Origin of the sequence: Kitasatospora sp. NPDC015120 (assembly GCF_043080305.1) — a bacterium.
Lineage (GTDB): Bacteria > Actinomycetota > Actinomycetes > Streptomycetales > Streptomycetaceae > Kitasatospora.
Window position 1 is genome coordinate 1 of the sequence record NZ_JBIBVJ010000001.1, and the last position, 10,829, is coordinate 10,829.

8 protein-coding genes and 2 rRNA genes are annotated in these 10,829 nt (G+C 72.7%); 8 read left to right on the top strand and 2 right to left on the bottom strand.

The window, feature by feature from the left end; all coding sequences use genetic code 11:
- The 6 genes from ACF1AK_RS00005 to ACF1AK_RS00030 form a co-directional block, all read left to right on the top strand.
- Window positions 1-93, top strand: a 23S ribosomal RNA gene (locus tag ACF1AK_RS00005); the annotation flags it as partial.
- Between the two features lie 79 nt (window positions 94-172).
- Window positions 173-289 (top strand): 5S ribosomal RNA (rrf, locus tag ACF1AK_RS00010).
- A 275-nt stretch (window positions 290-564) separates the two neighbouring features.
- Window positions 565-3,201 carry an ATP-binding protein gene (locus ACF1AK_RS00015; protein ID WP_391496495.1) on the top strand — a complete coding sequence of 879 codons (2,637 nt, stop codon included), beginning with the start codon at window positions 565-567 and terminating at the stop codon, window positions 3,199-3,201.
- Between the two features lie 83 nt (window positions 3,202-3,284).
- Window positions 3,285-3,965 carry a response regulator gene (locus ACF1AK_RS00020; protein WP_350555531.1) on the top strand — a complete coding sequence of 227 codons (681 nt, stop codon included), beginning with the start codon at window positions 3,285-3,287 and terminating at the stop codon, window positions 3,963-3,965.
- A 109-nt stretch (window positions 3,966-4,074) separates the two neighbouring features.
- Window positions 4,075-4,482 (top strand): OB-fold nucleic acid binding domain-containing protein, encoded by a 408-nt coding sequence (locus ACF1AK_RS00025; protein WP_350555533.1) that lies wholly within the window; start codon window positions 4,075-4,077, stop codon window positions 4,480-4,482.
- Complete coding sequence (locus tag ACF1AK_RS00030) at window positions 4,479-5,234, top strand: DUF3159 domain-containing protein (protein ID WP_391496496.1); 756 nt, start codon at window positions 4,479-4,481, stop codon at window positions 5,232-5,234. The genes ACF1AK_RS00025 and ACF1AK_RS00030 overlap by 4 nt, the downstream gene beginning before the upstream one ends.
- Before the next feature lie 103 nt (window positions 5,235-5,337).
- Here ACF1AK_RS00030 and ACF1AK_RS00035 read toward each other — a convergent pair whose 3' ends face one another.
- Together ACF1AK_RS00035 and ACF1AK_RS00040 are read right to left on the bottom strand one after the other, a co-directional pair.
- Window positions 5,338-6,009 carry a TrkA family potassium uptake protein gene (locus tag ACF1AK_RS00035; protein ID WP_355376057.1) on the bottom strand — a complete coding sequence of 224 codons (672 nt, stop codon included), beginning with the start codon at window positions 6,007-6,009 and terminating at the stop codon, window positions 5,338-5,340.
- Window positions 6,009-6,677 carry a potassium channel family protein gene (locus ACF1AK_RS00040; protein ID WP_380296547.1) on the bottom strand — a complete coding sequence of 223 codons (669 nt, stop codon included), beginning with the start codon at window positions 6,675-6,677 and terminating at the stop codon, window positions 6,009-6,011. Before ACF1AK_RS00040 ends, ACF1AK_RS00035 begins: the two co-directional genes overlap by 1 nt.
- A gap of 248 nt (window positions 6,678-6,925) precedes the next feature.
- On the opposite strand from ACF1AK_RS00040, the gene ACF1AK_RS00045 reads away from it, so the two are divergent.
- Together ACF1AK_RS00045 and ACF1AK_RS00050 are read left to right on the top strand one after the other, a co-directional pair.
- Window positions 6,926-8,989, top strand: coding sequence for an APC family permease (locus ACF1AK_RS00045; protein WP_391497318.1), 2,064 nt, complete (start codon window positions 6,926-6,928; stop codon window positions 8,987-8,989).
- A 413-nt stretch (window positions 8,990-9,402) separates the two neighbouring features.
- The gene (locus ACF1AK_RS00050; RefSeq protein ID WP_391497319.1) at window positions 9,403-10,701 is read left to right on the top strand and encodes a class I SAM-dependent RNA methyltransferase; all 1,299 of its coding nucleotides are present in this window, start codon (window positions 9,403-9,405) and stop codon (window positions 10,699-10,701) included.
- Window positions 10,702-10,829 lie beyond the last annotated feature (128 nt).

Here is a 10,829-nt window from a genome sequence, read left to right on the forward strand (position 1 = left end):
GGCTCCCAGTAGACGACTGGGTTGATAGGCCGGATATGGAAGCCCTGTGAGGGGTGGAGTTGACCGGTACTAATAGGCCGAGGGCTTGTCCTCAGTTGCTCGCGTCCACTGTGTTGTTCTGAAACAACGACCCCCGCCGTATACGGGCGGGCGGCCGACAGTTTCATAGTGTTTCGGTGGTCATAGCGTGAGGGAAACGCCCGGTTACATTCCGAACCCGGAAGCTAAGCCTCACAGCGCCGATGGTACTGCAGGGGGGACCCTGTGGGAGAGTAGGACGCCGCCGAACAATTCTTCTGAGAAGCCCCTGCCGGGGATACCGGCAGGGGCTTTTCGCATGTCCGGATATGCCGGGACCAGGACCAGGACCGGACCGGGGCCCTCGCCGCCCCATGGCAGCGCCCGGCCCGCCGCTCCGGCCCCCGAGCCCATCAATATGGCGCTAAGACTCCCAGCTCAGCGCCCAGATCGCTGGCAAAGCGGCGCCTGCGCCGTAGTCTCGAAGGCGAAGGGAACTGGTGTCCGGGATGGCCGCCAGGCTCGGCCGGATCAAGAATGGTGCACATGGGACGCGGCAGGCTGCGGATCTACCTCGGGGCGGCACCCGGGGTCGGTAAGACGTACGCCATGCTCGCGGAGGCGCACCGGCGGTCGGAGCGGGGAACGGACGTCGCGGTGGCGTTCGTCGAGGACCACGGGCGCCGGCACACGGCCGAGCAGGTCTCCGGTCTCGACGTGGTGCCGCGGCGGGAGCTGACGCACCGCGGGGCCGTGTTCACGGAGATGGACCTGGACGCGGTGCTGGCGCGCCGGCCCCAGGTGGTGCTGGTGGACGAGCTGGCGCACACCAATGTGCCGGGGTGCCGCAACGAGAAGCGGTGGCAGGACGTCGAGGAACTGCTCGCGGCCGGGATCGACGTCGTCTCGACGGTGAACATCCAGCACCTGGAGTCCCTCGGCGACGTCGTCGAGGGCATCACGGGGGTGCGGCAGCGGGAGACGGTGCCGGACGAGGTGGTCCGCCGGGCCGACCAGATCGAGCTCGTCGACATGTCGCCGCAGGCGCTGCGGCGCCGGCTGGCGCACGGCAATGTGTACGCGCCGGAGAAGATCGACGCGGCGCTCGCCCACTACTTCCGGCCGGGGAACCTGACGGCGCTGCGCGAGCTGGCGCTGCTGTGGACGGCCGACCGGGTCGACGAGTACCTGCAGAAGTACCGGGCCGAACAGGGCATCAAGGGGACCTGGCAGGCACGCGAGCGGATCGTGGTGGGTCTGACGGGCGGCCCGGAGGGCGCGACGCTGATCCGCCGGGCCGCCCGGATCGCGGCCCGCGGATCGGGCGGCGAGCTGCTGGCGGTGCACATCTCCCGCTCGGACGGCCTCGCCCCTTCGGGCTCGGGCTCGTCGCAGACGCTGATCGAGCAGCGGGCGCTGGTGGAGAGCCTGGGCGGTTCGTACCACGCGGTGCTGGGCGACGACCCGGCCGCCGGGCTGCTGGAGTTCGCACGGGGCGTGAACGCGACGCAGATCGTGCTGGGCACCAGTCGGCGGCCGGCCTGGCAGTACGTCTACGGGCCGGGTGTGAGCGGCACGGTGACGCGTGAGTCGGGTGACATCGACGTGCACATCGTCACGCACGAGCACGCGGCGAAGGGGCGCGGGCGGATCCCGATCCGCAAGGTGACGGATCTGGGCCGCACGCGCACGGTGGCGGGCTGGCTGATCGGGGTGGCGGGGCCGCCGTTGCTGGCGCTGGTGCTCATCAACGTCCACGGCCTGGGCCTCACCACGGACATGCTGCTGTTCCTGTCGCTGACGGTGTGCGCGGCGCTGGTGGGCGGGCTGTTCCCGGCGATCGCCTCGGCGCTGGTCGGGTCCACCGCGCTGAACTACTACTTCGCGCCGCCGATCCGCACGTTCACGATCGACGAGCCGCAGAACATCATGGCGGTGGCGATATTCACCACGGTCGGCATGGCCGTGGCCTCGGTGGTCGACCTGGCGGCCCGGCGCACCCACCAGGCGGCGCGCAGCCAGACCGAGGCCCAGACGCTGAGCGCGCTGGCCGGCACGGTGCTGCGCGGGTCGCCGAGCGGGGACGGGGACGGGGTGCTGACCGCGTTGCTGGAGCAGGTCCGGGAGACCTTCCAGCAGGAGTCGGTGGCCCTGTTGGAGCGGCCCGACCGGGTCGGGGCGTGGCAGGCGGTGGCGACGGCGGGTCCGCGTCCGCCGGAGCGTCCGGAGACGGCCGACGTGGACGTGCCGGTCGGGGAGACGCTGGCGCTGGTGCTGCGCGGCCGGGTGCTGCCGGGGGAGGACCGCCGGCTGCTGGGGGCGTTCGCCGCGCAGGCGGCGGTGGTGCTGGAGCGCCGCCGGCTGGCGGGGGAGGCGGCGGCCGCCCGGCGGGAGGCCGAGGGGAACCGGATCCGGACCGCGCTGCTGGCGGCCGTCTCGCACGATCTGCGCACACCGCTCGCGGGGATCAAGGCCTCGGTGAGCTCGCTCCGTTCGGCGGACGTGGAGTGGGACGAGGAGGACGAGGCGGAGCTGCTGGCGGGGATCGAGGACGGCGCCGACCGGCTCGACCATCTGATCAACAACTTGCTCGACATGAGCCGGCTGCAGACCGGAACGGTCACGCCGCTGATCCAGGAGACCGACCTGGACGAGGTGGTGCCGTTCGCGCTGGGCGGGGTGCCGCCGGGGGCGGTCCGGCTGGACGTGCCGGAGACCCTGCCGATGATCCGGGCCGACGGCGGGCTGCTGGAGCGGTCGCTGGCCAATCTGGTCGAGAACGCCGTGAAGTACAGCCCCGCCGGGGTGAAGGTGCTGGTCAAGGCCGACGCCCTGCACCCGGCGGACGGGCCGGGCCGGGTGGAGCTGCGGATCGTGGACCGGGGTCCGGGGGTGCCGGAGGACGCCAAGGAGCGGATCTTCGCGCCGTTCCAGCGGTACGGGGACGCTCCGCGCGGTGCCGGGGTGGGGCTGGGGCTCGCGGTGGCGCGCGGCTTCGTCGAGGCGATGGACGGCACGGTGTCCGCCGAGGACACCCCGGGCGGCGGGCTGACCATGGTCGTCACCCTGCCCGCCGTCGAGCGTGTCCCGGAGCCCGACGGGCCGCGGCCGGAGGGCCCCGGCGGACCGGACCCCGGCGGACCGGGGGCCGAGGAGCCGGCACCGGCCCCGCCCCCGGTATGACCATCCCTGTTCTCCGGTGACCGCTTCATCATCACTTCACGACCACTTCTGATCAGACCGACAGCCCGAAAGGCGGAGCCCGCATGACCCGGGTCCTCGTCGTGGACGACGAACCGCAGATCGTCCGCGCGCTGGTGATCAACCTCAAGGCCCGCAAGTACGAGGTCGACGCCGCACACGACGGCGCGAGCGCCCTGGAACTCGCCGCCGCCCGCCACCCCGACGTCGTCGTCCTCGACCTCGGCCTGCCCGACATGGACGGGGTCGAGGTGATCAAGGGGCTGCGCGGCTGGACCAGGGTGCCGATCATCGTGCTCTCCGCCCGGCACGCCTCCGACGAGAAGGTCGAGGCGCTGGACGCCGGCGCCGACGACTACGTCACCAAGCCCTTCGGGATGGACGAACTGCTGGCCCGGATGCGCGCCGCCGTGCGCCGCGCCGAGCCGGTCGCCGGGGAGGACGGCTCGGTGGTGGTCACCGACAGCTTCACCGTCGACCTGGCGGCGAAGAAGGTGAACCGCGACGGCACCGACATCCGCCTTACCCCGACCGAGTGGCATCTGCTGGAGGTCCTGGTCCGCAACGCGGGCCGGCTGGTCAGCCAGACCCAGTTGCTCCAGGAGGTCTGGGGCCCGGCCTACCGGACCGAGACGAACTACCTGCGGGTCTACCTCGCCCAGCTGCGGCGCAAGCTCGAACGCGACCCCTCGCACCCGCGGCACTTCATCACCGAGCCCGGCATGGGCTACCGCTTCGAGGGGTGAGCGGGCGGCCGCTCGCGGGAGCCGGGCGGCCGTCGCGGCGCGCCCCCGGGGAGCCCGGGCGTCCCGCACGGCCTGCCGTCGGGGCCCCCGGAACCGGTACCCTTCCGGCATGAGTGGTGACAACAGCAGCGGGCCGCCGCAGGGGCGCTTCCGCCGCATGCTCAGCCGGCTGACCTCCTCCACCGAGGAGTTGGAGGCCGAGGAGCTGCGCCAGGAGAGCGCCGCGGAGTCGGGCTGCACGCCGATCGCCAGCTGCGGGGACCGGCAACTGGTCACCGTCGCCGGCACCCTGCGCACCGTGACGCTCCGCCCGCGGGCCGGGGTGCCCGCGCTGGAGGCGGAGCTCTTCGACGGCACCGAGGCGCTGGACGTGGTCTGGCTCGGGCGCCGCTCCATCGCGGGCATCGAGCCGGGGCGCCGTCTGGTCGCCAGCGGCCGGATCAGCCATGCGCGCGGCCGCCGGGTGCTGTTCAACCCCCGCTACGAGCTGCGTCCGGTCGGACACGGGAGCGAATGAGCGTGAGCAACCAGCCCGGCGGCGAGCCCGCCGCCCAGCTCGGCCTGGTGGACACCGTCCGGGACGAGGAGGCGGAGCGGCAGGCCTCCCGCGAGGCCGCCGACACCGTGATGAAGGCGTTCGGCGGGGTCCGCGGCATGGTCGACATGACCCTGCCCGGCCTGGTCTTCATCGTCACCTACAACATCACCCACCAGGTGCCCGCCGCGGCCTGGGCGGCGCTGGGCCTGAGCGCGCTGTTCGTGGTGGCGCGGCTGCTGAAGCGGGAGACCGTCCAGCACGCCTTCAGCGGGGTGTTCGGGGTCGCCATCGGCGCCTGGATCTCGATGAAGACCGGCAAGGCGGAGAACTTCTACCTGCCGGGCCTGCTCTGGAACGTCGGCTACTGCGTGGGCCTCGCCGTCTCGGCGCTGGTCCGCTGGCCGCTGATCGGCATCATGCTCGGCCCGGTGACCGGGGAGATGTTCACCTGGCGCAAGCAGAACCCGGGCCGGCTGGCCGCCTACACCAAGGCCACCTGGGCGTGGGTGCTGATCATGGGCATCAAGCCGGTGATCCTCTTCCCGCTGTACTTCACCCACAACGTCAACCTGCTGGGCTGGCTGAAGGTCGCGCTGGGCATCCCGCCGCTGCTGCTGGCGATGTACGTGACCTGGCAGATCCTGCTGAAGGCGCCGCCGCCGATCAAGGCGCAGCTGGACGACGAGCCGGCGCCGGAGCACTCCGCCGGCGAGCCGCCCGCCGACCGGTAGGCGTCAGGACCGGCGAACGGCCGGGGGTCCGCACTCCGAGCGAGTGCGGACCCCCGGCCGTTTCCGTTCCCGGGCTGGTGTTCCCGGGCCGCCGTTCCCCGCGCTACTGCGCGCCGGCGGAGCTGGACAGCAGGTCCTCCAGCTCCTCCTCGCGCTCCTGGGCGGCCACGAAGAGCAGCTCGTCGCCGCCCTCCAGGGTGTCGTCCTTGCCGGGCACCAGGACCCGGCCCTCGCGGAGGATGGTCACCAGCGCGGTGTCCGGCGGCCACGGCACGTCGCCGACCCGGGTGCCGACCAGCTCGGTGTCCTCGGCGAGGGTCAGCTCGACGAGGTTGGCGTTGCCCTGGCTGAAGCGCATCAGCCGGACCAGGTCGCCGACGCTGACCGCCTCCTCGACCAGGGCGGACATCAGGCGCGGGGTGGAGACGGCCACGTCCACGCCCCAGGACTCGTTGAAGAGCCACTCGTTCTTCGGGTTGTTCACCCGGGCGACCACCCGCGGCACGCCGTACTCGGTCTTCGCGAGCAGCGAGACGACGAGGTTGACCTTGTCGTCACCGGTGGCGGCGATCACCACGTGGCAGCGCTGCAGCGCGGCCTCGTCCAGCGAGGTGATCTCGCAGGCGTCGGCCAGCAGCCACTCCGCCATGGGCACCCGCTCCACCGAGATGGAGTTCGGGTTCTTGTCGATCAGCAGGACCTCGTGGCCGTTCTCCAGCAGCTCGCCCGCGATCGAGCGGCCGACGGCACCGGCCCCGGCAATGGCGACTCGCATCAGTGACCTTCCTTCTGCGGGCCCTGCGCGAACGCGGCCTCGACCGCCGTCAGGTCGGCCCGGCGCAGCATCACGTGCACCAGGTCGCCCTCCTGCACCACCATCTGGGGCGAGGGCAGCACGCCCTCGCCGAGCCGGGTGACGAACGACACCCGGGAGCCGGAGGCGGCCTCCAGCTCGCTCACCCGGTGGCCCACCCACTCCGGGGCGTAGGCGACCTCGGCGAGCTGGACGGCACCGCTCGGGTCCTGCCAGAGCGGCTCGGCGCCGCTCGGCAGCAGCCGGCGCAGCATCTGGTCGGCCGTCCAGCGGACGGTGGCGACGGTGGGGATGCCCAGGCGCTGGTAGACCTCGGCGCGCCGGGGGTCGTAGATCCGGGCCGCGACGTTCTCCACGCCGAAGTTCTCCCGGGCCACCCGGGCGGCGATGATGTTGGAGTTGTCACCGCTGGAGACGGCGGCGAAGGCACCCGCCTCCTCGATGCCCGCCTCCTTCAGGGTGTCCTGGTCGAAACCGACCCCGGTCACCCGGCGCCCGTTGAACCCGGCGCCCAGCCGGCGGAAGGCCGTCGGGTCCTGGTCGACCACGGCCACCGAGTGGCCCTGTTTCTCCAGTGCGCGGGCGAGTGCGGAGCCCACCCGGCCGCAGCCCATGATAACGATGTGCACCGGCGCTACCTCACCCGTCCTATTGGGGCCATGACCTGCGCAAACACCGTTCGATCTCCGTTTCCCCGCCCCGCTGTCCGGGGCGGGCCTCCTCGTGGGGCTCGGCACGACAACCACAGTGTTGCCCGCCTGCTCGTACCCGACACGCTAGCCGGTCCGCCGAACACAGTCGCGACGAAGGGGGGCACGAACGGGGGGCGTCCGTCGGACCGGACGCCGCACTGCCCCTACGATTCCTTAACGTGCCTATGCCGACTGACCTTCCGAAACGCATCCTCATCGGGCGTGCGTTGCGCAGCGACAAGCTGGGGGAGACGCTGCTCCCCAAGCGCATCGCGCTGCCCGTCTTCGCCTCGGACGCGCTCTCCTCGGTCGCGTACGCGCCCGAGGAGATCCTGCTGACCCTCTCCCTGGCGGGTGCCTCCGCCATCCACTTCTCGTGGCAGATCGGCGTCGTGGTCGCCATCGTCATGCTCGCGGTGGTGGCCTCGTACCGGCAGAACGTGCACGCCTACCCGAGCGGCGGCGGCGACTACGAGGTCGCCACCGTGAACCACGGCCCGAACTCGGGCCTGGTGGTCGCGAGCGCGCTGATGGTCGACTACATCCTCACCGTGGCGGTCTCCACCACCTCGGGCGTGGCCAACGTGGTGTCGGCGGTGCCCGCGCTGCGCGGCCACGAGCTGACCCTGTCGGTCGTCGTGGTCATCCTGCTGATGGGGATGAACCTGCGCGGCGTGCGGGAGTCCGGCACGGCCTTCGCCGTGCCGACCTACGCCTTCATGATCGGCGTGCTCGGCATGGTGGTCTACGGCGTGGTCCGGCACTTCGGGATGGGGCAGGACATGCCCTCGGAGAGCTCGGGCTTCCACCTGGAGGCGACCCCGGGCAACGAGAACCTGGCCGGGTTCGCCATGGTGTTCCTGCTGCTCAAGGCGTTCTCCTCGGGCTGTGCGGCGCTGACCGGCGTGGAGGCGATCTCCAACGGCGTCCCGGCGTTCCGCAAGCCGAAGAGCAAGAACGCGGCGACCACCCTGCTGATGATGGCGACCATCGCGGTCGTGATGTTCATGGGCATCATCTGGCTGGCCCGGCTGACCGGCGTCCAGATGGCCGAGGAGTCCCACCAGTTGGTCGGCGCGCCCGGCGACTACCACCAGAAGACCGCGCTGGCCCAGATCAGCGAGGCGGTGTTCTCGAACTTCACGCCGGGCTTCTACTTCGTCGCCGCCGTCACCGGGCTGATCCTGGTGCTGGCCGCCAACACCGCGTTCAACGGCTTCCCGGTGCTGGGCTCGATCCTGGCCCAGGACCGCTACCTGCCGCGCCAGCTGCACACCCGCGGCGACCGGCTGGCCTTCTCCAACGGCATCATCCTGCTGGCGCTGGCCGCGATCCTGTTCATCATCGCCTTCGACGCGGACCCGACCCGGCTGATCCAGCTGTACATCGTCGGCGTCTTCGTGTCGTTCAACATGAGCCAGTCCGGCATGATCCGGCACTGGACCAGGAACCTGCGCACCGAGACCGACCCGGCCCGGCGCCGCCACATGCAGCGCAGCCGGGCGATCAACACCTTCGGCCTGGTGATGACCATGGCGGTGCTGATCGTCGTGCTCGCCACCAAGATCAGCCACGCCTGGATCGCCATCGCGGCGATGGTCGTGCTGTTCGTGATGATGAAGGCGATCCGCCGGCACTACGACCGGGTCTCCGCGGAACTGGTCGCCGCGGAGGAGCCGGACGACGTGGTGCTGCCCACCCGGGTGCACGCGATCGTGCTGGTCTCCAAGCTGCACAAGCCGGCGCTGCGGGCGCTGGCGTACGCGCGGCTCGCGCGGGCGCACACCCTGGAGGCGGTGACCGTGAACGTCGACCCGGCGGACACGGCGGCGCTGCGCGCGGAGTGGGACGAGCGCGGGATCGAGGTGCCGCTGAAGGTGCTCGATTCCCCGTACCGGGAGATCACCGGGCCGGTGCTGGACTACGTGAAGAACCTGCGCCGCAGCAGTCCGCGCGACGTGGTGTCGGTCTACATCCCCGAGTACGTGGTCGGCCACTGGTACGAGCACCTGCTGCACAACCAGAGCGCGCTGCGCCTGAAGGGCCGGCTGCTGTTCAAGCCGGGCGTGATGGTGACCTCGGTGCCCTGGCAGCTGGAGTCCTCGGAGCGGCGCAAGCCGCAGAAGGCCTGGTCGGCGCCGGGTTCCGTCCGGCGTGGTGAGCCCCGGGCGCCCAAGGCCGTAAAGTCGGAAGTCTCGGCGAAGCCCGCCGGCCCGGCCGATCGCAGCGCGAAGGACTCCTCCCAGTGACCCGCAACACCCCGTCTCGTTCCCATGGCTCCTCGGGCAAGGGTGCCCGCAAGGGCGGTGCCGCCGCCAAGCCCGGGCAGGTCGCCCGGCCGCGCTGGGGCAAGCCGTCGCGCCCTGAGGCGACCGACCGCGACGGGTTCACCGCGCGGACGGCGCCGCTCGCGCCGGAGGAGCGTGCCCCGGAGCGCACCTCGGAGCGTGCGGAGCAGCCGTCGCGCCCGGAGCGCGGCGCACGTGCCGAGCGTGCCGAGCGCTCGGAGGGTGGTGCGCGGCCGGAGGGCGGCGCGCGCCCGCGCAAGCAGGCCGTGCGTCCGCCGCGGGCGCTGCGCAACGCCACCCGCGCCGCCCGGGCCGAGGCCGCCCCCAAGGCCGCCAACGCGCCCAGGGCGCCGAAGGCCCCCACCGGTGACCCGCTGGTCGGCGAGCGCTACGAGGTGGAGGTCGGCCCCGTCGCGCACGGCGGCGGACACTGCGTGGCCCGGCACGAGGGCCGGGTGCTGTTCGTCCGGCACGCGCTGCCGGGCGAGAAGGTGATCGCGCAGGTCACCGAGGGCACCACCACCTCCCGCTTCCTGCGGGCCGACGCGGTGGAGGTGCTGGAGCCCGCCAAGGAGCGGATCACCCCGCCGTGCCCGTTCGCCGGGCCCGGCAAGTGCGGCGGCTGCGACTGGCAGCACGTGACGCCGGGCGGCCAGCGCAAGCTCAAGGTGCAGGTGCTGACCGAGCAGCTGGCCAAGCTGGCCGGCCTGACCCCGGCCGAGGCCGGCTGGGACGGCAGCGTCGAGCCGGTCGGCGGCAAGCTGCCGGCCGGCCGGGTGCCGGCCTGGCGCACCCGCGTCCAGTACGCGGTCGACCCGGCCAGCGGCAGGGCCGGGCTGCGCAAGCACCGCTCGCACGACGTCCAGCCGGTCGACCGCTGCCTGATCGCCGCCGAGGGCGTCACCGAGCTGGGCGTGGAGGCCCGCGACTGGCCGGGCGTCGTCTCGGTCGAGGCGATCGCCGCCTCCGGCTCCTCGGACCGCCAGGTGGTGCTCACCCCGGCGCCGGGCGCCCAGCTGCCGCTGGTCGAGCTGGACCGCCCGGTCTCCATCGCCCGCATCGACGAGCAGGGCAACACCCACAAGGTGCACGGGCGCGGCTTCGTGCGCGAGCGCGCCGCCGGGCGGACCTGGCGGGTCAGCAACGGCGGCTTCTGGCAGATCCACCCGGAGGCGCCGGACACCCTGGTCGACGCCGTCCTCGACGGCCTGGACCCGCAGTGGGGCGAGAACGCGCTCGACCTGTACTGCGGAGTGGGCCTGTTCGCGGGCGCGCTGGCCGACCGGGTCGGCGAGGACGGCGCGGTGCTCGGCATCGAGTCCGGCAAGCAGGCGGTGGCCGACGCCCGGCACAACCTGGCCGCGGTGGAGAACGTCCGGATCGAGTGCGACCGGGTGGAGTCGCTGCTGCCGCGCACCGGCATCACCGAGACCGACCTCATCGTGCTCGACCCGCCGCGCGCGGGGGCCGGACGCGAGACCGTCGCCCACCTGGCCGGGCTCGGCGCCCGCCGCATCGCCTACGTCGCCTGCGACCCGGCGGCCCTCGCCCGGGACCTCGGCTTCTTCCGCGAGGGCGGCTACCGGCCGGTCTCGCTGCGGGCCTTCGACCTGTTCCCGATGACCCACCACTTCGAGTGCGTGGCGATCCTGGAGCCGGCCGGAGGCGAGTGACCCCCCGACGACGGACGGAGGCGGCGCCCCGGCCTACCCCGGGCCCCCCCCCGCCGGCCCGCGCCGCCCGGCGCCCCGCGGCCGCCGGAGCCCCGGGCGGCCCCCCGGCCCGGGGGGGTCCGGGGGCC

Coding starts and splice junctions, on each gene's coding strand:
- ACF1AK_RS00035 (WP_355376057.1), bottom strand. CDS start 6,009: ATGCGAGTCGCCATTGCCGGGGCCGGTGCCGTCGGCCGCTCGATCGCG.
- ACF1AK_RS00030 (WP_391496496.1), top strand. CDS start 4,479: ATGAGCGTGAGCAACCAGCCCGGCGGCGAGCCCGCCGCCCAGCTCGGC.
- ACF1AK_RS00020 (WP_350555531.1), top strand. CDS start 3,285: ATGACCCGGGTCCTCGTCGTGGACGACGAACCGCAGATCGTCCGCGCG.
- ACF1AK_RS00015 (WP_391496495.1), top strand. CDS start 565: ATGGGACGCGGCAGGCTGCGGATCTACCTCGGGGCGGCACCCGGGGTC.
- ACF1AK_RS00025 (WP_350555533.1), top strand. CDS start 4,075: ATGAGTGGTGACAACAGCAGCGGGCCGCCGCAGGGGCGCTTCCGCCGC.
- ACF1AK_RS00045 (WP_391497318.1), top strand. CDS start 6,926: ATGCCGACTGACCTTCCGAAACGCATCCTCATCGGGCGTGCGTTGCGC.